A 25,333-nucleotide genomic window follows, 5' to 3' on the forward strand; every position below is an offset into this window, starting at 1 on the left:
GCAGAGGGTTAATCAAACGGCGGCGGAGCCAGCACCTCACGGTTACCGTTATGCCCCTGCTCGCTCACAATGCCCTGCGCTTCCATCTGTTCGATGATACGCGCCGCGCGGTTATAGCCAATGCGGAACTGGCGCTGCACGCCAGAAATGGACGCTTTGCGTTTTTCGGTAACGAAGTTAACCGCCTGGTCGAATAACGGATCCAGCTCTTCGCCGCCGTCGAAGCCACCGCCGCCGCCTTCGCTTTCCGTATCGCTGGTAATACCGTCAACGTATTGCGGGCGACCGCGCGCTTTCCAGTCCTGCACGACGGCGTGAACTTCCTCATCGCGGACGAACGCACCGTGAACACGCACCGGAGAGGTGGAGTTCGGGCCAGAATAGAGCATGTCACCCATCCCCAGCAGCGACTCTGCGCCGCCCTGATCGAGGATGGTACGCGAGTCAATTTTACTTGATACGGTAAAGGCGATACGCGTTGGAATATTCGCTTTAATAAGACCAGTGATAACGTCCACGGAAGGACGCTGGGTCGCCAGCACAAGGTGAATGCCGGCCGCACGCGCTTTCTGCGCCAGACGGGCAATCAACTCTTCCACTTTCTTACCGACGGTCATCATCAGGTCGGCGAACTCATCGACCAGCACGACGATGTAAGGCAGTTTTTCCAGCACCGGATGCTGGGCATCCATGCTATCACCCGGCTTCCAGTAAGGATCCGGAATCGGACGCCCCATGCGCACCGCCTGGGCGATTTTCTCGTTATAACCGGCCAGGTTACGCACGCCCAACGCAGACATCAGCTTGTATCGGCGCTCCATCTCATTCACGCTCCAGCGCAGGGCGTTGGCGGCGTCTTTCATGTCGGTGACGACTTCAGTCAGCAGGTGCGGGATACCTTCGTAGACCGACAGTTCGAGCATTTTCGGGTCGATCATGATGAAACGCACATCTTCCGGCTGCGCTTTATAGAGCATGCTGAGGATCATGGCGTTCACACCGACGGACTTACCGGAACCGGTCGTACCGGCCACCAGCAGGTGAGGCATTTTCGCGAGATCTGCCACGACAGGATCGCCGGCAATATCTTTCCCCAGCACCACGGTCAGTGGAGAGGGGTTATCGCGGAACTTGGAGTTATCCAGCACTTCACGCAGGTAAACGGTCTGACGTTTCTTGTTCGGCAGCTCAAGACCAACATAGGGCTTACCCGGTATAACTTCCACCACGCGCACCGCAACGGTCGACAGGGAGCGCGCCAGGTCACGGGACAGGTTAGAAATACGCGCGGCTTTTACGCCAGGCGCCAGGTTCAGTTCGAAACGGGTAATGACAGGACCCGGTGAATAGTTCACCACATCCGCCTTGATACGGAAGTCAGCCAGACGGGCTTCCACCAGGCGCGCCATCTGCTCCAGCGCGAATGTGTCGACCGGTTCAACCTCTGACGGCGGCGGTGTTAACAGATCCAGAGACGGCAACGGCGTGCTTGGACGCTGCAGCGGACGGCTGTCACCGTTACGCATCAGCAGCGGGTGAATAAGACTTTCCTGCGGCTGCGGAGCAGGCTGTTGGTACTGCGGCGGTTGCTGCGGCTGCGCGTAAGCCTGCGGAGCCGGCTGCTGAGGCTGCGGGGCATAGGACGGCTGTGCAGGAGCGGGTTGCTGGCGCACAGGTTCAACTTCCGGCATCACGCTCGGGGTAAATAACGGCTCGCTCGGGCCATCATCCACCAGATCTTTCATCGGCGAGAATTCAAAATCCGACAGCGAGAACGGATTTGCGCCCGCAGGTTGTTCACCGGAATAGCGCTGCTGCTGGGTAGCGGCAAACTGGCGCGCTAATTCGGCTTCTGCCGCGTCATCTTCGTCTTCCAGCACAGGCTCATCGTGCTGATATTCCTCACCGTAGCGTTGATTCTGCTGCGCAGCAAACTGGCGAGCCAGCTCGTCCTGCTGCATTTCATCGACGTCATCTTCGTACTCAGGCTCGCGCGCTTTTTCTTCGGCCATGCGCTGGGAAGGCAGCTTGATCCCATAAGAGGCAAGCTCACGACGGGTCGGAACGCGAACGCGATTAGGACGAGGCAGTTGCGGACCAATCCCCTCTTTCACCTGAGGACGTGGCGCCCCACCGGTTGCCAGACTAAAGACAGGTGCAGCCACGGCCGCCGCCGCGGTAGCCTGCTTAACGCTTTCCGCTACGGGTGCAACAACAGGCGTCGGGTCGATCGGCGGAACAGAAACAGAAGGCGCTTTCGAAACGGGTTCCTGCACCGGTTCAGGCACCGGCTGGTACCAGGCCGCCAGCTGCTCGCGTTCACGCGCACGTCGCTCTTCGACTTCTTCGAAATAGTACAGCGGTGGGCGCGCGGGCTTCACCTCTTCCACAATTTCGGGCTCAGGTTCAGGCTGCGGTGCGACATAAGGCTGCACAGGTTCAACCGGTTCAGGTACATACTCCTGATAGGGTTGAGCCACAGGCTGTTCATAGTGCGGGTAATCTTGCGGTTCATACGCAGGCTGCTGCGGCTGATATGGCTGCTGCCACTGCTCCTGCTGCACGGGAATATAGCTTTCTGGTTCAGGCGCAATGACCGGTTCCGGGCTGTGAACACCCGGGGCAGTCTGCCAGTCAATCTGCGGCTGCTGAATAACGGATTCCGGCGGTGAAACCGGCGCAGACGGCATCACGGCTTCAACTGGCGCGGCATAGGCCTGAGCAGCGGTCGTCGCGGCTGCGGCTGCGGCAACCGGCTCGGTGACCGAGTGGCCGTTTAACAGCGGATCGTATTCGTCAAAGTCACCAGGCGTGGCACGATTGCCGGAGAAGAGCACATCGTCAGGATCGACGGCAGCGCCCGCAGCGCGGTACGCCACCTGCTCGTCTTCATCCATGCGTTTACCAGAGAAGAGCGCCGCATCGGTTTTACGGCCTAGCGGGTTAGCAAATTTCTCAGCAACACGCTGACGACGCGCCAGCGCGCCACGCAGAATTCGAGCACGACGAGATTCGCGACGCTGCACAGGCGCATCGTCTTCCTCTTCATCTTCGTATTCATCTTCATCAACCCACGTATCATCACGACGAGTACGGTTGCTGGCGAAGGTCAGAATAGTGAGGATAAAACTGCCAATTTTCTCGGCAATGCTTACCCAGGACCAGCCGGTGAATAACGTCAGCCCCGCCGCCCAGATGCACAGCAGCGCCAGCGTGCCGCCGCTGCTGTGCAGCATTGGCTGCAGCGCAGAACTCAACAGGCTGCCAATCACCCCGCCCGAGGCGAAGTACCAGATATCATCCGCATTAATCGCCGCCAGACCACATGAGGTGAGGATCAGCGCCAGCGCGCCAATCAGGCGCAGCGACACGGCGAAATAGTCGATGTAATCATCGTTCTGACGATGACGCCACGCAAACCAGCATCCGCCAATGATAATGACCGGAAGGGTGTAGGCCATCACACCGAAAATGAAAAATAGCGTGTCCGCAAGCCAGGCACCGGGTACGCCGCCTAAATTATGGATAGGCTCATGCCATGCAGTTTGTGACCAGCTGGGATCTGAGGGGTTGAAACTGAGTAAGGCTGCCATCAGCCAGACGGCAAAAAGGGCAATAACAATCAGCAAAGCCTCGAGGAGACGACGTCCGCTGCTTAGCTTCGATAGTGTGACTTCTTTGTCTTCAGTGTATTCCTGGCTCAAGAAAGGCTCTCCAGGTATCAGGCATATCCTGCCTGTTTGCTAAAACGGACAACAGCGCCGGGACTCCCCGGCACTGTTGCTGTATGGATTAACAGGAGTGTAATCAAACTACGCTGATTTTGCACCTGTTCCGTGTTAGCGCGTCTTAATAACCAGACGATTGCTCTGTTTGACCTCTTCCATCACCACATACGTACGGGTGTCGTTCACGCCTGGCAGACGCAGCAGGGTTTCCCCCAGCAGCTTACGGTAGGCGGACATATCAGGCACACGGGTTTTCAACAGGTAGTCGAAATCACCGGAAACCAGGTGACACTCTTGAATTTCTTCAAGTTTTTGTACAGCGGCGTTAAATTGCTCAAACACATCCGGCGCACCACGATTCAGAGTAATCTCAACAAATACCAGAAGTGAGGCATCCAGATAATGCGGGTTCAGCAGAGCCGTATAGCCCTGAATAAAACCCTGTCTTTCCAGTCGGCGCACACGCTCAAGGCACGGCGTCGGGGAAAGTCCCACACGTTTTGAAAGCTCGACGTTGGAAATACGCCCATCCTTTTGCAATTCATTAAGAATGTTACGATCGATACGGTCGAGATCTTTGCCAGGGCGCTTCTTGCTATCTACCATTATTATTGTCTCTCTGTATTCCTTCCCTACTCCTGCCTGGACCCTGTGCACATCACTGTTCAGAGCCTGTACCCGTTAGTCATCACATCGCCTGGTTTTGTATTAGACGCGATGCGGATTCGGGTTCTGTTGGTAAGAAGACCGTTGCCCGAAGGCAGTCACCGACATCACGTATGGCGTCTGTCCACGCCATGCGTAGATTTCACTGACCCGGTAAAAATGGCATTTACGTGCATGCCTATGCGGCATACGGTTAACGCGGTTTTTTTTCTTCCTTGAATGTTTTCGCAAAAGCGCAGGGGATTGTCAAAGCAAAACATCGTTTTTTAGTACAACATGCCGGATATTCATTACGGCAGGGTATTAATCCTCATTTTATTGCCTTACAAACGACCGATTTTCAGGCGAAAGCCTGATGTTATCGCGCGTCATTCATCGTCCGTAGCTATTACATGGATTGATAACAAAATTGCTGCGCTCTTTTTTTACGACAACAAATTCCCTACAATCCAGCCAAATGTCTGCCAACAACAATGGGGATCTCATGGGCACGGCCAAACACAGTAAGCTGCTAATCCTTGGTTCTGGACCTGCGGGATATACCGCAGCGGTCTATGCTGCACGCGCTAACCTGCAACCGGTATTAATCACCGGCATGGAAAAAGGCGGTCAGCTGACCACCACCACCGAAGTGGAAAACTGGCCAGGCGACCCGAACGACCTGACCGGGCCGCTGCTGATGGAACGTATGCACGAGCATGCCGCCAAATTCGAAACCGAAATTCTGTTCGACCACATTAACAAGGTCGATCTGCAGAACCGTCCGTTCCGCCTGACGGGTGACAGCGGCGAATACACCTGTGACGCGCTGATCGTCGCAACCGGTGCCTCTGCCCGTTACCTCGGTCTGCCATCCGAAGAAGCGTTCAAAGGCCGCGGCGTCTCTGCCTGCGCAACCTGTGACGGTTTCTTCTACCGCAATCAGAAGGTCGCGGTCATCGGCGGCGGCAACACTGCAGTGGAAGAAGCGCTGTACCTGGCGAACATTGCCTCAGAAGTGCACCTGATCCACCGTCGTGATACCTTCCGCGCGGAGAAGATCCTGATCAAACGCCTGATGGATAAAGTGGCAAGCGGCAACATCGTGCTGCACACCAACCGTACCCTCGAAGAAGTCACGGGCGACCAGATGGGCGTTGCCGGTCTGCGTATCCGTGATACCCAGAACACTGATAACGTCGAAACGCTGGAAGTGGCGGGCCTGTTTGTCGCTATCGGCCACAGCCCGAACACCGCCATCTTCGACGGTCAGCTGGAGCTGGAAAACGGCTACATCAAAGTGCAGTCCGGCATTCACGGTAACGCGACCCAGACCAGCATCCCTGGCGTGTTCGCGGCCGGCGACGTGATGGACCACATTTACCGTCAGGCGATTACCTCTGCGGGCACCGGCTGTATGGCCGCGCTGGACGCCGAACGCTACCTCGACGGACTGGCTGAACAAGGTAAATAATCTTTACAAGTCAGTAACAAACGTAAATAAAGGCGGCGATAAGTCGCCTTTATTGTCTCCCCGTTGTAACATTGCGCTGCCCAACTTCTAATAACGTCACCTGCAAAGTACGCAATGGAAAAAACCCGTCAACAAGAGTTAACACGCTGGCTGAAACAGCAAAGCGTTATTTCCCGCCGCTGGCTTACGATTTCCCGTCTCCTGGGATTCGTTAGCGGTCTGTTGATTGTTGCCCAGGCATGGCTGCTGGCCCGCATTCTTAATCACATGATCATGGAGAACATCCCGCGCGAAGCGCTCCTGCTTCCCTTTATTGTCCTGATCCTGATTTTTGTCCTGCGCGCCTGGGTGGTGTGGCTGCGTGAGCGCGTCGGTTTTCACGCCGGACAGCATATCCGCTACGAGATCCGCCGTCAGGTGCTCGACAGGCTTCAGGAAGCCGGGCCCGCGTGGATCCAGGGAAAACCGGCCGGAAGCTGGGCGACGCTGATCCTTGAGCAGATTGACGATATGCACGACTACTACGCGCGCTATCTGCCGCAAATGGCCCTTGCCGTCTTCGTTCCACTGCTGATTGTGATTGCCATCTTCCCTGTGAACTGGATGGCTGCGCTGATTCTGATGGGCACCGCCCCACTGATCCCGCTGTTTATGGCGCTGGTCGGAATGGGCGCAGCGGATGCTAACCGTCGTAACTTCCTGGCACTAGGTCGCTTAAGCGGCCATTTCCTTGACCGTCTGCGCGGCATGGAGACGTTACGCATTTTTGGCCGCGGTGAAGCGGAAACCGAAAACATTCGCCAGGCATCGCAGAACTTCCGCCAGCGCACCATGGAAGTGTTACGCCTCGCCTTCTTGTCCTCAGGCGTACTGGAATTCTTTACCTCGCTGTCGATTGCCCTTGTGGCGGTCTACTTCGGCTTCTCCTACCTCGGCGCGCTCGATTTCGGCCATTACGGCACCGCGGTAACCCTTTCCGCCGGTTTCCTGGCGCTGATTCTGGCCCCCGAGTTTTTCCAGCCGCTTCGCGATTTGGGGACCTTCTATCACGCCAAAGCGCAGGCGGTGGGCGCGGCCGACAGTCTGAAAACCTTCCTGGAAACGCCGCTGGCGCACCCTGAGCGGGGCGACGTGACGCTGAATGCTAAAGAGCCCGTGACTCTTGAGGCGAATGATTTTTGCATCCTCTCGCCTGAAGGTAAGGTGCTGGCAGGCCCGCTGAACTTTACCCTGCCAGCCGGAAAGCGCGTGGTGCTTGTCGGCATCAGCGGTTCAGGGAAAAGCTCGCTGCTAAATGCACTGTCCGGTTTTATGGCCTACACCGGTTCACTGCGGATAAACAAAACCGAACTGCGCAACCTCGATCCTGACGCCTGGCGTAAACAGCTCAGCTGGGTAGGACAAAACCCGCAGCTTCCGGCTTCTACGCTGCGCGAGAACGTGCTTCTGGCGCGCCCGGATGCGCGTGAAGATGAACTGCAATCGGTTCTCGACCGCGCCTGGGTCAGCGAGTTTCTGCCGCTGCTCCCGCATGGGGTGGATACCGTTGTCGGCGACCAGTCCGCCGGGCTTTCGGTTGGACAGGCGCAGCGTGTGGCCGTTGCCCGCGCGCTGCTGAACCCATGCCAGCTAATGCTGCTGGATGAGCCCGCTGCCAGCCTGGATGCACACAGCGAGAAGCGCGTAATGGAGGCCCTGAACGCCGCCTCTCTGCAGCAAACGACCCTGATGGTCACCCACCAGCTTGAAGGCATTGCCGACTGGGACCAGATCTGGGTCATGGAAAATGGCCGTATCGTTGAGCAAGGCGATTACGCCTCTCTTGTTGCCGCGCAGGGGCCGTTTGCCACCCTGCTGGCGAACCGTCAGGAGGACATCTGATGCGCGCTCTGCTGCCCTATCTTGCGCTCTATAAACGCCACAAGTGGATGCTAACGCTGGGAATTGTGCTGGCGATTGTGACCCTGCTCGCCAGCATTGGTCTGCTCACGCTTTCCGGCTGGTTCTTGTCGGCCTCGGCCGTCGCAGGCGTTGCGGGGTTGTACAGCTTTAACTACATGCTCCCGGCTGCGGGTGTTCGCGGTACCGCCATCACCCGTACAGCCGGACGTTATTTCGAGCGGCTAGTCAGCCACGACGCCACTTTCCGCGTGCTACAGCACCTGCGCATCTACACCTTCAGCAAACTGCTGCCCCTCTCCCCTGCCGGGCTGGCGCGTTTTCGTCAGGGTGAGTTACTTAACCGCGTCGTTGCAGATGTCGACACGCTGGACCACCTTTACCTGCGCGTGATCTCCCCGATAGTGGGCGCGTTTGTGGTGATTGTGGTGGTCACGCTGGGGCTGTCCGTGCTGGACGTTTCCGTTGCGCTCACGCTGGGCGGGATCATGCTGTTGACGCTCATCATTCTTCCGCCGCTGTTCTACCGCGCCGGCAAATCCACCGGCGAAAACCTGACGCGCCTGCGCGGAGACTATCGCCAGCAGCTGACCTCCTGGCTTCAGGGTCAGGCCGAGCTGACCATTTTTGGTGCCAGCAAGCGCTACCGCGCGCGCATGGAAAGTACCGAGCTGAACTGGCATGAGGCCCAGCGCCGTCAGTCGGAGCTGACGGCCTTTTCCCAGGCGCTGATGATGCTCATCGGCGGCGTGGCCGTCATTGCCATGCTGTGGCTGGCTTCCGGCAATGTCGGGGGTAATACTCAGCCTGGCCCCCTGATTGCTCTCTTCGTTTTTTGTGCACTCGCCGCGTTTGAAGCGTTGGCACCGGTGACGGGCGCCTTCCAGCATCTGGGGCAAGTGATCGCCTCTGCCCTGCGCATCACACAGATTGCCGAGCAGGAACCTGAAGTCACGTTCAGCGCCAGTCAGACTGAGGTGCCAGAGCAGGTTGCACTCGCGCTTGATGATGTCACCTTTGCCTACGACAGGCAGGCTCAGAATGCGCTGGACGGCATTACTCTCTCCGTAAGCGCAGGAGAGCGGATTGCGATCCTCGGGCGTACCGGCTGCGGTAAATCGACTCTGCTACAGCTGCTGACGCGCGCCTGGGATCCGCAGCGCGGCCAGATTCGTTTTAATAATACGTTGCTAACAGATTTCAGCGAGCAGGCCCTGCGCAAGACCGTCAGCGTCGTTCCCCAGCGCGTGCATCTGTTTAGCGCTACCCTGCGCGATAATCTGCGGCTGGCGGCGCCGGACGCCTCTGATGATGTGCTTCGCGCCATGCTGGAACAGGTCGGCCTGCATAAGCTGCTGGAGGACGAAGGGTTAAACAGCTGGCTGGGCGAAGGAGGCCGTCAGCTCTCCGGTGGTGAACTGCGTCGTTTGGCGATTGCGCGCGCGCTGCTGCATGATGCCCCGCTGATGCTGCTCGACGAACCTACTGAAGGACTGGACGCCACCACGGAGAGCCAAATCCTTGATTTGCTGGCGAATGTGATGAGCGGAAAAACCGTGCTGATGGTCACGCACCGCCTGCGCGGTCTGGCGAGTTTTGATCGGATAATTGTGATGGACAACGGACACATTATTGAGCAAGGTAGTCACACAGAACTGTTGGCGAAACAGGGTCGCTACTACCAGTTTAAACAGCGTCTGTAGACTATATTTGTAGCGTCCTCACTCGCGTACTGGAGTTCTGCTGTCATGCGCCTGGTCCAGCTTTCTCGTCATAACATCGCGTTCCCTTCTCCGGAGGGGGCGCTACGTGAGCCCAATGGGCTGCTGGCACTTGGCGGTGACCTCAGTCCTGCGCGGCTATTGATGGCTTACCAGCGCGGTATCTTTCCCTGGTTTTCCCCCGGCGACCCGATTTTATGGTGGTCTCCCGACCCGCGTGCCGTGCTGTGGCCAGAGCAGTTTCATCTGAGCCGCAGCATGAAGCGTTTCCATGCGAAATCACCGTACCGCGTCACCCTCAACCACGCCTTTGGGCAGGTCATTGAAGGCTGTGCCGAAGACCGCTATGAAGGGACATGGATCACCCGCGATATCATTACCGCTTACCATCAGCTCCATGAGCTTGGCTACGCCCACTCCATCGAAGTATGGGAAGGTGGCGTACTCGTCGGCGGCATGTACGGCGTGGCGCAAGGAACGCTGTTTTGTGGCGAGTCGATGTTCTCGCGCGCGGTTAACGCATCGAAAAGCGCGCTGCTGGTCTTCTGCCAGGCGTTTGCCCAACGCGGCGGACGCCTGATCGATTGCCAGGTGCTCAACGAGCACACAGCCTCCCTGGGGGCTGTTGAAATCCCGCGTCGTCAGTACATCGAGCATCTGGATGCCAGCCGTCAGGAGAAGCTCCCGCGTGACTTCTGGATACCGAGAACGCTCTTTATGCCCAATGCCTAAATGTTTTCCGCATATTTTTTTTGAGGATGTTATAATTATGCCGCAGAGTAGCTTCTGCCTGTTGCCCCGCCGCCGTTTGGGACCCTCGCTTCAGATAACGTCCTGACGTTTATCCTGTTGTCTCCCCTTTACGAATGCGCTTCCTGTTCGGTTGTACCGTGACGCTTGGGCAATGCGCCGAAACTGTTTTGCAGCGTTTTAATCGCGCAATTCTTTACTTAATTGATGAATTTCGGCATTATCTTGCCGGTTCAAAACTTGGTAGTGATACCCCAGAGGATTAGATGGCCAAAGAAGACAATATTGAAATGCAGGGTACCGTACTTGATACGTTGCCTAATACCATGTTTCGCGTAGAGCTGGAAAACGGTCACGTGGTAACTGCGCACATCTCCGGTAAAATGCGCAAAAACTACATCCGCATTTTAACGGGCGACAAAGTGACTGTTGAACTGACCCCGTACGACCTGAGCAAAGGCCGCATTGTCTTCCGTAGTCGCTAATTTTTTTCGCCTGTAATGGCAGATGAATATTTAAAAGGTCGGGATTATCCCGGCCTTTTTTATTTGTGGCATTAATGTAGCCGCGTGGGAAGATGTATTTCAGTGCGGCATGATGCCCTCATCCTGACCCTCTCCCACAGGGAGAGGGAGAAAAACAGGCACAAAAAAGCCGGGTTAAAAAACCCGGCTTTTTATTTAAGTTACGTTAGTGAGCCGCTTCCGGCTTGTGCTTAGCCGCACTCTGGAAATCGTACGTCAGCTCGTTCTTCGCCTGATCCAGCGCCACAGTCACCTGGCCGCCGTCCACCAGCGAGCCAAACAGCAGCTCGTTCGCCAGCGGTTTCTTCAGGTTGTCCTGAATTACGCGCGCCATCGGACGGGCACCCATCGCACGGTCGTAGCCTTTCTCAGCCAGCCAGTTGCGGGCTTCCTGGCTCACTTCCAGCGACACGCCTTTCTGATCCAGCTGAACCTGCAGCTCGACGATGAACTTGTCCACTACCTGGTGGATCACGTCGGTAGACAGGTGATCGAACCAGATAATGTTGTCCAGACGGTTACGGAACTCCGGCGTGAAGATCTTCTTGATCTCTTCCATCGCATCGGTGCTGTTATCCTGGTGGATCAGGCCGATGGATTTACGCTCGGTTTCACGCACCCCGGCGTTGGTAGTCATCACCAGCACCACGTTGCGGAAGTCCGCCTTGCGCCCGTTGTTGTCGGTCAGCGTCCCGTTGTCCATCACCTGCAGCAGGATGTTGAACACGTCCGGGTGCGCTTTCTCGATTTCATCAAGCAGCAGTACCGCGTGCGGATGCTTGATCACCGCGTCGGTGAGCAGGCCGCCCTGGTCAAAGCCCACGTATCCCGGAGGCGCACCAATCAAACGGCTGACGGTGTGACGCTCCATATACTCGGACATATCAAAGCGCAGCAGCTCAATGCCCAGCGCTTTAGAGAGCTGAACCGTCACCTCGGTTTTCCCCACGCCGGTCGGGCCGGCGAACAGGAAGGAACCGACAGGCTTGTGGTCATGCCCCAGTCCGGCACGAGCCATCTTGATCGCTTCGGTTAAGGCCTCAATGGCTTTATCCTGACCAAAGACCAGCATTTTCAGGCGGTTGCCCAGAGTGCGCAGCGTATCGCGGTCGCTCTGAGAAACGCTCTTCTCAGGGATACGCGCGATGCGGGCCACCACGGACTCAATATCCGCCACGTTAACGGTTTTCTTACGCTTGCTCGCCGGCATCAGGCGAGCACGCGCCCCGGCCTCATCAATCACGTCAATCGCCTTATCCGGCAGATGACGGTCGTTGATGTATTTCACCGCCAGCTCCACCGCCGCACGCACCGCTTTCGCGGTATAACGCACGTCGTGGTGCGCTTCGTACTTCGGCTTCAGACCGTTGATGATCTGCACCGTTTCCTCGACGGACGGTTCGGTCACGTCGATTTTCTGGAAGCGGCGCGCCAGCGCGCGGTCTTTCTCAAAGATGTTGCTGAACTCCTGGTAGGTCGTGGAGCCAATCACGCGGATCTTGCCGCTGGAGAGCAGCGGTTTGATCAGGTTCGCGGCATCCACCTGGCCACCGGAGGCCGCACCTGCGCCGATGATGGTGTGGATCTCATCGATAAACAGGATGCTGTTGGTGTCCTGCTCCAGCTGCTTTAACAGCGCCTTGAAGCGTTTTTCAAAATCACCGCGGTATTTGGTGCCCGCCAGCAGCGAGCCGATGTCCAGCGAGTAGATGGTGCAGTCGGCAATCACTTCCGGCACGTCACCCTGCACAATGCGCCAGGCAAGCCCTTCGGCAATCGCGGTTTTACCCACGCCAGATTCCCCCACCAGCAGCGGGTTGTTCTTGCGGCGACGGCACAGCACCTGGATCGCGCGCTCCAGCTCTTTATCGCGACCAATCAGCGGGTCGATACCGCCAACGCGAGCAAGCTGGTTAAGGTTGGTGGTGAAGTTTTCCATACGATCCTCCCCGCCTGCTTGCTCTTCATTGTTATTGACCTGATTGCTGGAATCCGATGCCTGGTTAGGCTCGTCTTTACGCGTTCCGTGAGAAATAAAGTTAACCACGTCGAGCCGGCTGACTTCGTGTTTGCGCAGCAGGTAGGCCGCCTGTGACTCCTGCTCGCTGAAGATGGCGACTAAGACGTTTGCGCCAGTCACTTCGCTACGTCCGGAAGACTGGACGTGGAAAACCGCGCGCTGCAGCACGCGCTGGAAGCTGAGCGTTGGCTGTGTGTCGCGCTCCTCTTCACTGGCTGGCAGCACCGGTGTGGTTTGTTCGATGAAGGCTTCGAGTTCCTGACGTAGCGCCACCAGATCCACGGAGCAGGCTTCCAGCGCTTCGCGGGCAGATGGGTTGCTAAGCAGTGCGAGCAGCAGGTGCTCGACGGTCATAAACTCATGTCGGTGCTCACGCGCTCTGGCGAAAGCCATGTTTAAACTGAGTTCCAGTTCTTGATTGAGCATAGGCACCTCCCCCAATTTTATGCCTTATCAGGCCTTTTCCAGCGTACACAGCAACGGATGCTCGTTCTCCCTCGCATAGTCGTTCACCATCGCCACTTTGGTTTCCGCCACTTCGGCTGTAAAGATGCCGCAGATAGCTTTGCCACGATAATGAACGGTAAGCATCAGTTGCGTTGCACGTTCTACATCATAAGAAAAGAACTTTTGTAGCACGTCAATAACAAATTCCATCGGCGTGTAATCATCGTTCATTAACATAACTTTATACATAGATGGCGGTTTTAGCGCGTCACGCACTTTCTCTTCCGCCAGCTGGTCAAAATCCAGCCAGTCGTTGGTCTTACCCATTTTGCATAACCACTTTGAATCTACCTCAGATGTTAGATAACAATCATCTATTACTGTCATCCGCGATGTCTGTCACAAACTGTTGCAATAGCGTTAACTGCTTCAAACTTTGGTTGATTATTGTCCCATCTCCAGCGCCAAACGCTTGACGACTTCTTTCGTTTCTCTAAATTGTACAAGCGTGAGATGGCGAGGTTTTGAACAGCCCCCACTCCACCACCGGTTCATTCCATCTTAACTTATAAGATTTACGAAGGATGTCGAAGCATGGAAATGGGTACTGTTAAGTGGTTCAACAACGCCAAAGGGTTTGGCTTCATCTGCCCCGAAGGCGGCGGCGAGGATATCTTCGCTCACTATTCCACCATTCAGATGGATGGTTACAGAACGCTCAAAGCCGGGCAGTCCGTCCGGTTCGATGTACATCAGGGACCAAAAGGCAATCATGCCAGCCTAATCGTACCCGTTGAAGCAGAGACGGTTGCATAGCTCTCTGTTTTATTGTGTACATCCCGCAGTCAAAATGCCAGCCCGATCGGCTGGCATTTTTATTTTCAGGTTATTCCCGAGCCAGCGCATCCACCGGATCCAGCCGCGCCGCATTGCGGGCGGGCAACCAGCCAAACAAAATGCCGGTAAAGGTTGAACACAAAAAAGCGGTAATAATGGCAACCGGCGAGAAGCCGATCTCCCAGCCGGGTAAAAAGAGCTGGAGCGCAAACGCGATCATCATTGAGAGCGCAATTCCCATCGCGCCCCCCACCAGACACACCAGCACCGCCTCAATCAAAAACTGCTGCAGGACATCGCTGGCTCTGGCCCCGACCGCCATGCGAATGCCAATTTCCCGCGTGCGTTCGGTCACCGACACCAGCATGATATTCATCACCCCGATGCCGCCAACGACCAGCGAAATGACCGCCACCAGCGTGAGGAACAGCTGAAGAGTACGTGTGGTCTTTTCCGCCGTTTTCAAGAGGCCGTCCATATTCCAGGTGAAGAAATCTTTCTTCCCGTGGCGCAGGGTTAACAGGCGCTCAAGCTGCTGCTCGGCCAGCGCGCTGTCGTAGCCCTCCTTCACGCGCACGGTGATGGAGTTAAGCCAGGACTGGCCCATAATCCGCCCGGAGATGGTCGTATACGGCAGCCAGACGCGCAGGATCTTGCTGCTGCCAAACATCGACTGCTTCTCTTCCGCCACGCCAATGACCGTGGCAGGCATGTTACCGACCAGGATCACCTCCCCCACCACGTTCGCTTTATTGGGGAAGAGCTGCCTGCGCGAGTTCGCGTCCAGCACCACCACCTGCGCCCTGCCCGCCAGCTGTTCGGCGTTAAAGGTCGCCCCTTCGCTGAAGGTCATGCCGTAGACCTTGAAGTAGTCCCCGCTGACGCCGTTAGCGCTGGCGGCCACGTCAACATTGCCCACGCGCAGCCGCAGGTTTTGCGAAACAGCAGGCGTAGCGGAGTTCACCCACGGCTGCTTCTGAATCGCCGCCAGATCGTCATATTTCAGCGCCTGCTGATACTGCGGTTCGTCGTCGCCAAAGTCTTTGCCGGGATAGACGTCAATGGTATTGGTGCCGATGGCGCGGATATCTGCCAGCACTAACTGCTTGGCCGCGTCGCCCACCACCACGATCGACACCACCGAGGCGATACCGATAATGATGCCGAGCATCGTCAGCAGGGTACGCATTTTGTTGGCCGCCATTGCCAGCCAGGCCATGGTCAGCGCTTCACGAAAGCCGCTGGAGAACTGCCCCCAGCCGGTTGATGCCGGTAGCGCTTCTTTCGGTGCGGCCGCCCGGGACTCGCGCGGCGGCGGGTTGCTCACCAGCTCGCCGTCGTGGATCTCAATAATGCGTTCCGCCTGCGCCGCAACCTGCGGGTCGTGGGTAACGATGATGACCGTGTGCCCCTGATCGCGCAGCTGATGAAGGATCGCCATCACCTCTTCACCGGAGCGGCTATCGAGCGCGCCCGTCGGTTCATCCGCGAGGATCACCTGCCCGCCGTTCATCAGTGCGCGCGCGATACTCACGCGCTGCTGCTGGCCGCCGGAAAGCTGCGAGGGCTGGTACTCCACCCGCTCCGCCAGCCCCAGGCGCGTCAGCAGCATCTGCGCGCGCTCAAGCCTTTTTTTCCGCTCGACGCCCGCATACACCGCAGGCACTTCAACGTTCTGCGCCGCATTGAGGTGAGAGAGCAGATGGTAACGCTGGAAGATAAAGCCAAAGTGTTCGCGGCGCAGCTTTGCCAGCGCGTCGCCGTCCAGGGTGGAGACGTCCGTTCCGGCCACGCGATAGGTGCCGCGGGTCGGTTTATCCAGGCACCCGAGAATGTTCATCAGCGTCGATTTACCGGAACCCGACGCCCCGACAATCGCCACCATCTCGCCCGCTTCCACGCGCAGGGAGATACCTTTCAGCACTTCCACCGGACCATCGCCGGAGGGATAGCTGCGACGAATGTCGTTCAGCTCAAGCAGCGCCGTCATTTAGCGGCTCCGGGCAGGCTTTCGCTGGTGACAACCTCCTCACCCTCTTCCAGCCCTTTCACTACCACCACATCGGTGTCGTTCCGCGCGCCAATCACCACTTCACGCTCGCGCGTTTCCCCGTTGCGCAGCACTTTCACTTTATAACGGCTCTCCCCGGCGGATTCACCGAGCGCAGAGAGCGGGATGGTCAGCACGTTCTTCACGCCGGTCAGCTGGATATGCACCTGGGCGGTCATGTCCAGACGCAGCACGCCCTGCGGGTTCGGCACTTCAAAACGGGCATAGTAGAAGATGGCGTCGTTAACCTTTTCCGGCGTGGGCAGGATGTCTTTCAGCACGCCTTCGTAGCGCGTCTGCGGGTCGCCCAGCACCGTAAACCAGGCATTTTGCCCCGGCTTCAGATGGATAACGTCCGCTTCTGATACCTGGGCCTTGACCAGCATGGTGCTCATGTCCGCCAGCGTCAGGATGTTCGGTGCCTGCTGGGCGGCAATCACCGTCTGGCCCTGCAGCGTGGTGATCTGGGTGACTTCACCAGCCATCGGCGCGACGATTTTGGTGTAATCGAGGTTGGTTTTCGCCGTATCCAGAGAGGCCTGATTGCGTTTGATTTGCGCGTCGATAGTGCCAATCTGCGCCTGTTTTACCGCCAGCTCAGTGGTGGCCGTATCCAAATCTTGTTTCGAAATGGCCTGGGTTTTAGCCAGCGCCTGCTGGCGGGTCAGCGTGACCTGGGCAAGATTACGCTCTGCCTGCGCCTGCGCACGCTGCGCGCGCAGCTCCATCAACGTGGCTTCCACTTCCCTAATCTGGTTCTCAGCCTGTTCAGGATCGATAACCCCAAGCAGCTGGCCTTTTTTCACTTTGTCGCCAATCTCTACCGACAGCGTTTTCAGCTGGCCGCTCACCTGGGCGCCAACGTCAACCTTGCGCAGGGCATCAAGCTTGCCCGTCGCGAGCACGTTTTGCTGCAGTTCGCCCGGGCGAACAATTAATGTCTGATACTGTGGTAGAGGCGCATTAAGCACTTGCCATAGCCAGTACCCACCGGCTAAAACCACGACCGCCAGCAGCAGAATCAGCGTTCTGCGTTTTCCCTTGAGGTTCATAAATATTCCAAATAAATGTTCTGGCATTGATAATGTTGATTCTATCTAAACGACTCCTCAACGAAACCACTTCTTCCCGAAATCGTCACAATTTGTTTACGAGACGTTGAGAGTTCGCCTGCTGAAATGAAGATCTTCATCAAGAAGCAGGATCTATCATGTCTTCCATCGTCGATACACCTTTTTCAAACCTGCAGCAGCCTAAATCTGGCTGGCAGCTCTTCAAAAATCTGGCTTTCGGTACGCTCACACCAGGGCTGGCGTGGCAAAACCCCTCCTATCGACGTAAATTCATGTTACGTTCGCTGGCTACACCCTTTAGCACCGCGCGCCTGTTAACGAGTCTTGCAAAACAACCGCGCCTGATGCAGATGCTGCAGGTACAGCCAGGACTGCCGTGCCGGCTGCATCGCCCCTGGCTGACGGTGAATATGGATCGTCAGCATGCGCTGGAATCGCTCAACTGGCACTATCAGACCATGAGCCGCCAGCTTCCCGCGACGCTGCTCACGGGTTACCTTTCTAAGCAGGGGTTTACCTTGCTGACCTTAACCGGAAAAGATGAACAGCAATTTACCGTTCGTCTGTGTGCTGATGCGTTCCTGGATAAAGAAGGGGAAGCCACCCTCGCGTTTTGCGACAGCCAAAACACGGTGCTGGCGGAAATGACCTTTACGCTATGCCAGTTTGAAGGAAAAGCGACGCTGTTCATTGGCGGTTTGCAGGGTGCAAAAGCGCACGTTCCTCATGAGCTGATCCAGGGCGCGACGAAAGCCTGTCATGGCCTGTTCCCGAAACGCCTGCTGGTCGAAGCCGCCATGACGCTCGGCACCGCTTTCCCGGTAGAGCAGATTGTTGCCGTCAGTAACGCCACCCATATCTATCGCAGCTGGCGTTACCGCAAGAAAAAAGAGGGAAAACTGTTGGCCGATTACGACAGTTTCTGGATCTCCATCGGGGGAGAAAAACAGGATAACGGTAACTTTATGCTGCCGCTTGCCATGCCGCGTAAACCCATGGAAGAAATTGCGAGCAAAAAGCGGTCCGAATATCGCCGCCGCTACGAGCTGCTGGATAGCCTGATTCAGCAGGTGAATCAGGCAACTCAACGCTAATCCGCTTTCCCGCGTGCCAGCCACAGCACGCGGGAGAACATCTTGCGCAGCAGAGTCGGTACCGCCTCCACGCCTCGCCTTCCCGCTTCCGTCGCCACTTCAATGGCTAAATCCGGCTTTGACGAACGATGAATGGCTTTGGCGATCACGCGCCGCATGTTCATCGGGACATCGACCGGTACCATCGCAATGCGGTGGAAAACGTCGTCGAACCCCTGACGATACATAAAGTGCTCCATGTCCATCGCGGGCAGCATGGTTAAATGGTCGCGCTCTTCTTCTCGCTCGCTATTCAGCAGGCCACGCACGGTCGAGGCATATTTTTTGCCCGCCTCATCGCCGTCGACCAGCACGTGCCACTCGATCCCCATCCTGCGAGCAAATTTTATCAGCGGCTTTAATCCCGACTGGGCGAATTCGATCACCTTAATGCCTTCCGCATCAAAATGGTGGCCGCACTGGCGCGCCAGCTCATTGATGACCCAGGTTTCGGTTTCTCCCTCCACCAGCAGCCAGCAGCGGGCAAAAAGGGACGACGCCCGGTTAAAGCGAATATGAAACGCAATGCGCCGCCCGTCTTCCGCGTTCAAACCACCCGGCCCCAGCCGAAAAGCGGAAACGCGGGAAGATTCACGCACCAGACGACAAACGTGCTCTACCGGCGTTAGCGATAACAATTCACCGGAATTGGTGGTGGTAATACGCTGGAGCGGCAGTAAATTCAGCAGATGCCATGCCACGGAGAGCATGATGGGGTGCAGGCGCGTTTCAGGATCTTCCACCAGCAGCAGCGGTCGGGCGTCCCGGTCAAGTCGAACGGTGCCTTTGGCCTGCAGAAGCGTTGAAAACAGTCCCAGCAAAATCACCCGGTGCGTACGCCCGCCGGGCCGGTCGATCATCCGGTTAATGATGTCCAGATAGCGCCAGCTTCGCTGCTCATCATGAGAGCGTCGACGCATCAGACGATGGCGTGACGCCGACGTCCCCTGCTCGGAAAAATAGTGCTCCAGGAGCTGCACCATCGCGGACAACCCCTGACGGATTTGGCCATCGGTCAAATTCTGCGGGCGCGACACCAGCTCTCGCGCCAGGAAATCCAGCTCGCGGGCCGTCACTTCCACTTCAGGCATATTCGGTACGGTACCGTTACGAATGCGCCGCATAAAACGCGCATCGCGCAGGCGTAATACCGGCGTCAGGCGGATCAGATGGCGAGCCAGATCGTCGATATTGTCCAGCGGGATGGGGTTGGCTTTCTCATCAAGGAAATCGCGCAGGGTCAGTACCCCTTCGTTCTCCGCCATCTCCCCTTCCAGCCGATAAAATATCCGATGGAGACCGTCATCGCACGGCACCCAGCAGGGCGACAGCGGGCGGAAGCGACGCACGCGGTGACGGCCAGGCTCGGATTCCCGGAACGTCAGAATGATATGCAGATGCTTCTCGCGCCCCGTGACGTCGCCGGGTGGGAACCAGAAATCGTCGCGAACGAAATGATACAGGTCGTCTTCGGGCGAAAGCAGTAACGTCAGCGCATCCAGCAGGCTGGACTTACCCCACGCGTTCTCGCCGATCAGGACGTTGTTTTGCTCCAGCTGGAGCGACAGACGGTTAATACCGCGAAATCCGACAATTTCCACACGTTCGAGAAGCATAAATCCCCCGACAAATGACCACTTTTTCCTTCAAGTTATCAGCAGTATAGCGGGAGGATGGTGGTGACGACAGTACAACATCCACCCATTGAAAAATGAGCTATGCTCTATTTACCGCCGGCTCGAACAAGGAATGACATCACATTGCCTGAAATCAAACCAATCTAATTTATTTAAGTGGCGAAGGGGTGTTGTTATTTTTTAAAATAGAGACTCTTTGAGTCGTCATCCCTTTTTGACGATATAACCCACACGCAGGAACGCGTGCGGAAAATTATTTTGAGGTGGTTATGTTTAGAAAATTAGCAGCAGAATGCTTTGGTACATTCTGGCTGGTATTTGGTGGCTGCGGTAGCGCCGTTCTGGCTGCAGCATTCCCGGAATTAGGCATTGGATTTGTCGGCGTCGCGCTGGCATTTGGTTTAACCGTATTAACCATGGCCTTTGCCGTGGGGCATATTTCCGGCGGTCATTTTAACCCGGCAGTAACGTTAGGTTTATGGGCGGGCGGTCGTTTCCCGGCAAAAGAAGTTATCGGTTATATCGTCGCCCAGGTGGTTGGCGGTATTATTGCCGCTGCCGTACTCTACGTGATTGCCAGCGGTAAAGCCGGCTTCGACGCGGCAGCCAGTGGTTTCGCCTCTAACGGCTTCGGCGAACACTCCCCGGGCGGTTATTCCATGCTGTCTGCCATCGTGATTGAAATTGTGCTGACCGCAGGCTTCCTGCTGGTGATCCACGGCGCAACCGACAAACACGCACCAGCCGGTTTTGCGCCTATTGCCATTGGTCTGGCATTGACGCTTATCCACCTGATTTCCATTCCGGTCACCAACACGTCCGTTAACCCGGCGCGCAGTACCGCAGTTGCCATCTTCCAGGGCGGCTGGGCGCTGGAGCAGCTGTGGCTGTTCTGGGTAATGCCAATCGTCGGCGGTATTCTGGGCGGCGTGCTGTATCGCACGCTGCTGGAAAAACGCGATTAATCTTTCCCTCCCTCTCCCACAGGGAGAGGGCCGGGGTGAGGGCAACAGGCCGCACACACAGGCCGGGTAAGCGTTAGCGCCACCCGGCTTTTTTATTGCCGCTTTACTGAACAACCTTTATTGGGTAGTGTCTCTGGCGCTCAACAGATACTTAAAGGACCGGCTGTTCATGTTTTCAGGACTCCTCATTATTCTGCTGCCCCTGATTGTGGGCTATCTCATCCCGCTGCGTCAGGAATCTGCATTACGGTTAATCAACCGTTTTCTCAGCTGGATTGTTTACGTCATTCTTTTCTTTATGGGGATAAGCCTGGCCTTCCTGGATAATCTGGCAACCAATCTGCTGGCGATTCTGCATTATTCTGTCGTCACCGTCGTGGTTATTTTGCTGTGTAATATTGCCGCACTCTTCTGGCTTGAACGCACAATTCCGTGGAAAAATCACCATCATCAGGAAAAACTTCCTTCCCGAATAGCAATGGCGCTGGAATCATTAAAACTGTGCGGCGTCGTGCTGCTCGGTTTTCTTCTTGGACTGACCGGCTGGGCGTTTTTACAGCACGCTACGGAGGCCAGCGAATATACCCTGATCTTCCTGCTGTTCCTGATTGGTATCCAGCTGCGAAATAATGGCATGACGCTGAAACAAATTGTCCTGAACCGTCGGGGAATGATTGTTGCCGTTATCGTTGTCGCCAGCTCCATGGTGGCAGGCGTCATTAATGCCTTTGTGCTCGACCTGCCCCTGAAAACCGGGCTGGCCATGGCGTCAGGTTTTGGCTGGTACTCCCTTTCCGGAATTCTGCTGACCGAATCTTTCGGCCCGGTGATTGGCAGCGCCGCCTTCTTTAACGATCTGGCGCGCGAGCTGATTGCCATCATGCTGATCCCGGGCCTGGTTCGCCGCAGCCGTTCCACCGCGCTGGGTCTGTGCGGCGCAACCTCGATGGACTTTACCCTGCCGGTATTACAGCGTTCAGGTGGGCTGGAGATGGTGCCCGCCGCTATCGTTCACGGCTTTATTTTAAGCCTGCTGGTTCCCGTTCTGATGGCCTTCTTCTCTGCCTGATACTTCTTTGGCGGTAGCGAACCTGCCGCCAAAATTGCGCTAAATCAATCTCCCTCTATTTTGTGGCAGAAAGCCCTTTTCACCGTTCCGGCACGAGCATAACCTTAAACATGTATATTAAATATAACTTTAACAGGTGTGATTATGTTTTGTGTGCAATGTGAACAAACTATCCGTACTCCGGCAGGCAATGGCTGCTCCTACGCACAGGGTATGTGCGGCAAAACCGCAGAAACATCTGACCTTCAGGACCTGCTGATTGCCGCCCTGCAAGGCCTTTCCGCATGGGCGTTCAAAGCCCGCGAATACGGCATCGTCGACCACTACGTTGACAGCTTCGCCCCGCGCGCATTTTTCTCCACGCTGACTAACGTCAACTTCGATTCCCCGCGCATCGTCGGGTATGCCCGTGAGGCTATTGCCCTGCGCGAAGCGCTGAAAGCACAGTGCCTGAAGGCGGATGCCGGCGCCCGCGTGGAAAACCCGATGTCAGAACTTCAGCTGGTGAGCGACGATCTGGGCGACCTGCAGCGTCAGGCGGCAGAATTCACCCCAAACAAAGACAAAGCGGCAATTGGCGAGAACATTCTCGGCCTGCGCCTGCTGTGCTTGTACGGCCTGAAAGGCGCCGCGGCCTATATGGAGCACGCGCACGTTCTGGGTCAGTACGACAATGAGATTTACGCGCAGTACCACAAAATCATGGCGTGGCTGGGGACCTGGCCTGCCGATATGAACGCGCTGCTGGAATGCTCAATGGAAATCGGCCAGATGAACTTCCGCGTGATGAGCATTCTGGATGCCGGTGAAACCAGCACCTACGGTCACCCAACGCCAACCCAGGTCAACGTCAAAGCGACCGAAGGTAAATGCATTCTGATTTCTGGTCATGACCTGAAAGATCTCTACAACCTGCTGAAGCAAACCGAAGGCACCGGCGTTAACGTCTATACCCACGGCGAAATGCTGCCGGCGCACGGCTACCCGGAGCTGCGTAAGTTTAAGCATCTGATCGGTAACTACGGCAGCGGCTGGCAGAACCAGCAGGTGGAGTTCGCCCGCTTCCCTGGCCCTATCGTGATGACATCCAACTGCATCATCGACCCTACCGTCGGCGCGTACGATGACCGCATCTGGACCCGCAGCATCGTCGGCTGGCCGGGCGTGAGCCACCTCGAAGGTGACGATTTCGGTCCGGTAATTGCGCAGGCGCAGCAGATGGCAGGCTTCCCGTACAGCGAGATCCCGCATCTCATCACCGTGGGCTTCGGTCGTGAAACCCTGCTCGGCGCCGCAGATTCGCTGATTGACCTCGTCAGCCGTGAAAAGCTGCGCCACATCTTCCTGATCGGCGGCTGCGACGGCGCGCGCGGCGAGCGTAACTACTTCACCGATTTCGCCACCCGCGTGCCGGAAGACTGCCTGATCCTGACGCTTGCGTGCGGTAAATACCGCTTCAACAAGCTGGACTTCGGCAACATCGAAGGCCTGCCGCGTCTGGTGGATGCCGGTCAGTGTAACGATGCTTACTCGGCCATCATTCTGGCAGTGACCCTGGCAGAGAAGCTGGGCTGCGGCGTGAACGACCTGCCGCTGTCGCTGGTCCTCTCCTGGTTCGAACAGAAAGCGATTGTCATCCTTCTGACCCTGCTCTCGCTGGGCGTAACCAACATCGTGACCGGCCCGACGGCGCCTGGCTTCCTGACGCCGGACCTGCTGGCCGTGCTGAATGAAAAATTCGGCCTGCGTTCCGTGACCAACGTTGAAGATGATATGAAGCAGCTGCTGAGCGCGTAAGGAGTTATTCATGACCATGCCAACCTCACAATGTCCGTGGCGGATGCAGGTTCACCACATCCATCAGGAGACGCCGGATGTGTGGACGCTGTCGCTGCTGTGCCACGACTACTATCCGTACCGCGCGGGCCAGTATGCGCTGGTCAGCGTCCGCAACGCGGCGGACACCCTGCGCGCCTACACGATCTCCTCAACGCCGGGCGTGAGCGAGTACATCACGCTCACCGTCCGCCGTATTGATGACGGCGCAGGCTCGCAGTGGCTGACCCGGGACGTGAAGCGCGGGGATTATATCTGGCTGTCCGACGCCCAGGGCGATTTCACCTGTGACGACAAAACAGAAGATAAATTCCTGCTGCTGGCGGCGGGCTGTGGCGTGACGCCGATTATGTCGATGCGCCGCTGGCTGGCCAAAAACCGCCCTCAGGCCGACGTGCAGGTGATATTCAGCGTTCGCTCTCCGGAGGACGTGATTTTTGCCGATGAATGGCGCAACTATCCGGTGACGCTGGTGGCAGAACACAACGCGACGCATGGTTTTGTCGCGGGGCGCCTGAGCCGCGAGCTTCTGCAAAGCGTGCCGGATATCGCGAGCCGTACCGTGATGACCTGCGGCCCGGCGCCGTACATGGCTATCGTGGAAGAGGAAGTGAAAGCGCTCGGCGTGACCCGCTTCTTCAAAGAGCAGTTCTTCACGCCGGTAGCGGAAGCGGCAACCAGCGGGATTCAGTTTACCAAGCTGCAGCCCGCGCAGACCTTCTTCGGCCGCGTGGGGACCACGCTGCTGGACGCGCTGGAAAGTAACAAGGTGCCGGTGGTAGCAGCCTGCCGTGCAGGCGTCTGCGGTTGCTGTAAGACGAAAGTGGTCTCCGGTGACTACACCGTCACCAGCACCATGACGCTGACGGATGCGGAAATTGCCGAGGGTTATGTGCTGGCGTGCTCATGTCATCCGCAGGGGGACCTGGTCCTCGCATAAACAATAAACGTTAAATGTTCGATCGTAGGCCCGGTAAGCGTCAGCGCCTCCGGGCTTTTTGTCGGGTGGCACTACGTTTACCCGACCCACAACAACCCTATCGCCACGCAGGACCTTTCCCCACCGCGTACCGCCCTGCCCCTAAAAACGCCACGGCCAGCGAGCCGATAAAGAAGTACACCAGGCTTTCAATCGCCCACGCCCCCACGGCATCCAGCGCAAAGGTTTTGCCCGTGCCCACCATCAGCCATGCCACGATCATCGTAAAGGCCAGCACCAGCGCCGCCGGGCGCGTAAAGAGGCCGACAATAATCAGGACGGGTGCCACCACTTCGCCAATCAACACCCCGTAGGCGATAAACCCCGGCAAGCTTTTTTCCACCAGCATGCCGCTGATAAACCCCACGCCGCCGAATAGCTTGTGTAAACCGTGAAACAGCATCAGCCCGCCGACGGCAAGTCGTAACAAGAGTTTGCCGAGATCGTCGCATGATAGCTTTTCATTAACAGCAGTTAACAATGATTTAACCATTTGAAATAATTCCTGTTTTTACCCAATGTTCAGCCAGATTATGCTGAAGAGTG

Annotated in this window: 19 protein-coding genes; 11 read left to right on the top strand and 8 right to left on the bottom strand. The window is 56.9% G+C overall.

The window, feature by feature from the left end:
• Positions 1 to 8: 8 nt before the first annotated feature.
• Entirely contained in the window at positions 9 to 3,704 is a 3,696-nt protein-coding gene (locus ABR39_RS10715) for a DNA translocase FtsK 4TM domain-containing protein (RefSeq protein WP_047346923.1), read from the bottom strand.
• A gap of 135 nt (positions 3,705 to 3,839) precedes the next feature.
• Positions 3,840 to 4,334, bottom strand: coding sequence for a leucine-responsive transcriptional regulator Lrp (lrp, locus tag ABR39_RS10720; protein WP_000228469.1), 495 nt, complete (start codon positions 4,332 to 4,334; stop codon positions 3,840 to 3,842).
• Positions 4,335 to 4,878: 544 nt separating this feature from the next.
• On the opposite strand from lrp, the gene trxB reads away from it, so the two are divergent.
• From trxB to infA, 5 genes are all read left to right on the top strand, one after another.
• Entirely contained in the window at positions 4,879 to 5,847 is a 969-nt protein-coding gene (gene trxB / locus ABR39_RS10725) for a thioredoxin-disulfide reductase (protein ID WP_047346924.1), read from the top strand.
• Positions 5,848 to 5,961: 114 nt separating this feature from the next.
• On the top strand, positions 5,962 to 7,728 hold the full coding sequence (gene cydD / locus ABR39_RS10730; RefSeq protein WP_047346925.1) for a heme ABC transporter permease/ATP-binding protein CydD: 1,767 nt from the start codon (positions 5,962 to 5,964) through the stop codon (positions 7,726 to 7,728).
• Complete coding sequence (cydC, locus tag ABR39_RS10735; protein WP_047346926.1) at positions 7,728 to 9,449, top strand: heme ABC transporter ATP-binding protein/permease CydC; 1,722 nt, start codon at positions 7,728 to 7,730, stop codon at positions 9,447 to 9,449. Before cydD ends, cydC begins: the two co-directional genes overlap by 1 nt.
• A 45-nt stretch (positions 9,450 to 9,494) precedes the next feature.
• On the top strand, positions 9,495 to 10,199 hold the full coding sequence (gene aat, locus ABR39_RS10740; RefSeq protein ID WP_047346927.1) for a leucyl/phenylalanyl-tRNA--protein transferase: 705 nt from the start codon (positions 9,495 to 9,497) through the stop codon (positions 10,197 to 10,199).
• Positions 10,200 to 10,483: 284 nt separating this feature from the next.
• Entirely contained in the window at positions 10,484 to 10,702 is a 219-nt protein-coding gene (gene infA / locus ABR39_RS10745) for a translation initiation factor IF-1 (protein ID WP_002211347.1), read from the top strand.
• A 205-nt stretch (positions 10,703 to 10,907) separates the two neighbouring features.
• On the opposite strand, the gene clpA is transcribed toward infA, so the two are convergent.
• Together clpA and clpS are read right to left on the bottom strand one after the other, a co-directional pair.
• Complete coding sequence (clpA, locus tag ABR39_RS10750; RefSeq protein WP_023335109.1) at positions 10,908 to 13,187, bottom strand: ATP-dependent Clp protease ATP-binding subunit ClpA; 2,280 nt, start codon at positions 13,185 to 13,187, stop codon at positions 10,908 to 10,910.
• 27 nt (positions 13,188 to 13,214) lie between these two features.
• A complete protein-coding gene (gene clpS, locus ABR39_RS10755; protein ID WP_047346928.1) occupies positions 13,215 to 13,535 on the bottom strand; it encodes an ATP-dependent Clp protease adapter ClpS in 321 nt (106 codons plus the stop codon).
• A gap of 267 nt (positions 13,536 to 13,802) precedes the next feature.
• Here clpS and cspD point away from each other — a divergent pair, with 267 nt between their 5' ends.
• A complete protein-coding gene (gene cspD / locus ABR39_RS10760; protein ID WP_006809408.1) occupies positions 13,803 to 14,024 on the top strand; it encodes a cold shock-like protein CspD in 222 nt (73 codons plus the stop codon).
• Between the two features lie 70 nt (positions 14,025 to 14,094).
• On the opposite strand, the gene macB is transcribed toward cspD, so the two are convergent.
• Positions 14,095 to 16,035, bottom strand: a complete 1,941-nt coding sequence (macB, locus tag ABR39_RS10765) for a macrolide ABC transporter ATP-binding protein/permease MacB (protein WP_047346929.1) — start codon at positions 16,033 to 16,035, stop codon at positions 14,095 to 14,097.
• Positions 16,032 to 17,147 (bottom strand): macrolide transporter subunit MacA, encoded by a 1,116-nt coding sequence (gene macA / locus ABR39_RS10770; protein ID WP_047347378.1) that lies wholly within the window; start codon positions 17,145 to 17,147, stop codon positions 16,032 to 16,034. The genes macB and macA overlap by 4 nt, the downstream gene beginning before the upstream one ends.
• 158 nt (positions 17,148 to 17,305) lie before the next feature.
• Between macA and ABR39_RS10775 the strand changes: the two genes are divergently transcribed.
• Positions 17,306 to 18,262, top strand: coding sequence for a VirK/YbjX family protein (locus ABR39_RS10775; RefSeq protein ID WP_047346930.1), 957 nt, complete (start codon positions 17,306 to 17,308; stop codon positions 18,260 to 18,262).
• On the opposite strand, the gene ABR39_RS10780 is transcribed toward ABR39_RS10775, so the two are convergent.
• Positions 18,259 to 19,917, bottom strand: a complete 1,659-nt coding sequence (locus tag ABR39_RS10780; RefSeq protein WP_047346931.1) for an ATP-dependent endonuclease — start codon at positions 19,915 to 19,917, stop codon at positions 18,259 to 18,261. The genes ABR39_RS10775 and ABR39_RS10780 overlap by 4 nt on opposite strands.
• Positions 19,918 to 20,207: 290 nt before the next feature.
• Between ABR39_RS10780 and aqpZ the strand changes: the two genes are divergently transcribed.
• The 4 genes from aqpZ to hcr all read left to right on the top strand — a co-directional run bounded on the left by aqpZ (position 20,208) and on the right by hcr (position 24,748).
• Positions 20,208 to 20,903 (top strand): aquaporin Z, encoded by a 696-nt coding sequence (gene aqpZ, locus ABR39_RS10785; RefSeq protein WP_025756038.1) that lies wholly within the window; start codon positions 20,208 to 20,210, stop codon positions 20,901 to 20,903.
• A gap of 169 nt (positions 20,904 to 21,072) precedes the next feature.
• Positions 21,073 to 21,972, top strand: a complete 900-nt coding sequence (locus ABR39_RS10790; protein ID WP_047346932.1) for a lysine exporter LysO family protein — start codon at positions 21,073 to 21,075, stop codon at positions 21,970 to 21,972.
• Between the two features lie 144 nt (positions 21,973 to 22,116).
• Positions 22,117 to 23,769, top strand: a complete 1,653-nt coding sequence (hcp, locus tag ABR39_RS10795; RefSeq protein ID WP_047346933.1) for a hydroxylamine reductase — start codon at positions 22,117 to 22,119, stop codon at positions 23,767 to 23,769.
• Positions 23,770 to 23,779: 10 nt separating this feature from the next.
• The gene (hcr, locus tag ABR39_RS10800; protein ID WP_047346934.1) at positions 23,780 to 24,748 is read left to right on the top strand and encodes an NADH oxidoreductase; all 969 of its coding nucleotides are present in this window, start codon (positions 23,780 to 23,782) and stop codon (positions 24,746 to 24,748) included.
• A gap of 97 nt (positions 24,749 to 24,845) precedes the next feature.
• On the opposite strand, the gene ABR39_RS10805 is transcribed toward hcr, so the two are convergent.
• On the bottom strand, positions 24,846 to 25,280 hold the full coding sequence (locus tag ABR39_RS10805; protein ID WP_047346935.1) for a DoxX family protein: 435 nt from the start codon (positions 25,278 to 25,280) through the stop codon (positions 24,846 to 24,848).
• Positions 25,281 to 25,333 lie beyond the last annotated feature (53 nt).

Origin of the sequence: Enterobacter genomosp. O (assembly GCF_001022965.1) — a bacterium.
GTDB lineage: Bacteria > Pseudomonadota > Gammaproteobacteria > Enterobacterales > Enterobacteriaceae > Enterobacter > Enterobacter cloacae_L.

Coding starts and splice junctions, on each gene's coding strand:
- infA (WP_002211347.1), top strand. CDS start 10,484: ATGGCCAAAGAAGACAATATTGAAATGCAGGGTACCGTACTTGATACG.
- hcr (WP_047346934.1), top strand. CDS start 23,780: ATGACCATGCCAACCTCACAATGTCCGTGGCGGATGCAGGTTCACCAC.
- clpA (WP_023335109.1), bottom strand. CDS start 13,187: ATGCTCAATCAAGAACTGGAACTCAGTTTAAACATGGCTTTCGCCAGA.
- cydD (WP_047346925.1), top strand. CDS start 5,962: ATGGAAAAAACCCGTCAACAAGAGTTAACACGCTGGCTGAAACAGCAA.
- hcp (WP_047346933.1), top strand. CDS start 22,117: ATGTTTTGTGTGCAATGTGAACAAACTATCCGTACTCCGGCAGGCAAT.
- macA (WP_047347378.1), bottom strand. CDS start 17,147: ATGAACCTCAAGGGAAAACGCAGAACGCTGATTCTGCTGCTGGCGGTC.
- clpS (WP_047346928.1), bottom strand. CDS start 13,535: ATGGGTAAGACCAACGACTGGCTGGATTTTGACCAGCTGGCGGAAGAG.
- ABR39_RS10805 (WP_047346935.1), bottom strand. CDS start 25,280: ATGGTTAAATCATTGTTAACTGCTGTTAATGAAAAGCTATCATGCGAC.
- ABR39_RS10790 (WP_047346932.1), top strand. CDS start 21,073: ATGTTTTCAGGACTCCTCATTATTCTGCTGCCCCTGATTGTGGGCTAT.
- lrp (WP_000228469.1), bottom strand. CDS start 4,334: ATGGTAGATAGCAAGAAGCGCCCTGGCAAAGATCTCGACCGTATCGAT.
- ABR39_RS10780 (WP_047346931.1), bottom strand. CDS start 19,917: ATGCTTCTCGAACGTGTGGAAATTGTCGGATTTCGCGGTATTAACCGT.
- trxB (WP_047346924.1), top strand. CDS start 4,879: ATGGGCACGGCCAAACACAGTAAGCTGCTAATCCTTGGTTCTGGACCT.
- macB (WP_047346929.1), bottom strand. CDS start 16,035: ATGACGGCGCTGCTTGAGCTGAACGACATTCGTCGCAGCTATCCCTCC.
- cspD (WP_006809408.1), top strand. CDS start 13,803: ATGGAAATGGGTACTGTTAAGTGGTTCAACAACGCCAAAGGGTTTGGC.
- ABR39_RS10775 (WP_047346930.1), top strand. CDS start 17,306: ATGTCTTCCATCGTCGATACACCTTTTTCAAACCTGCAGCAGCCTAAA.
- aqpZ (WP_025756038.1), top strand. CDS start 20,208: ATGTTTAGAAAATTAGCAGCAGAATGCTTTGGTACATTCTGGCTGGTA.
- aat (WP_047346927.1), top strand. CDS start 9,495: ATGCGCCTGGTCCAGCTTTCTCGTCATAACATCGCGTTCCCTTCTCCG.
- cydC (WP_047346926.1), top strand. CDS start 7,728: ATGCGCGCTCTGCTGCCCTATCTTGCGCTCTATAAACGCCACAAGTGG.